The organism is Campylobacter sp. 2018MI34, assembly GCF_016598975.1.
In the GTDB taxonomy this organism is placed as follows: Bacteria; Campylobacterota; Campylobacteria; order Campylobacterales; family Campylobacteraceae; genus Campylobacter_D.
In genome coordinates, this window is sequence record NZ_JAENKS010000251.1 from 1 (window position 1) to 391 (window position 391).

General features: G+C 67.0%; 1 protein-coding gene. It reads right to left on the reverse strand.

Annotated elements, in window-relative coordinates; all coding sequences use genetic code 11:
* Nucleotides 1–256: 256 nt before the first annotated feature.
* Nucleotides 257–391 (reverse strand): DUF2000 family protein (locus tag JG676_RS09955; RefSeq protein ID WP_200217992.1); only part of this gene is annotated, 135 nt, incomplete at its 5' end.

Sequence of the window (391 nt, forward strand, 5' to 3'; positions counted from 1 at the left end):
GGAAATGGCAACGGGACGACGTCGCCGAAGTCACAAGGCATCGTAGGCGTCGTCTTCCGGATTCTCCCCGACCATTGCGAACGACGCGACGCTGGCAGCCGTCGCGGCCCCCGTGAGCGCGAGATATTGCGTCCGCGCGGCGATAAAGTCGACGAACCCTCGACCTCGGCAATCCGCTCGGGTGGCAGGGCCACCCGGCAGTCGATAGAGCCGCCGCCATCGGCGCCAGGCAGCCGTCGGAGCTTGGGAACTCCGGTTACGACAGGAACTTCAGGCTGTTGACCACCTTGTCGATCACCTTGCGCGGGCCGTGGACGCCGATGCCGACGAAGTCGAGCGCATCCACCGGCGCGGCCGCGAACGCCGTCCGGTTGTCGGCGTCGTTGGTCGT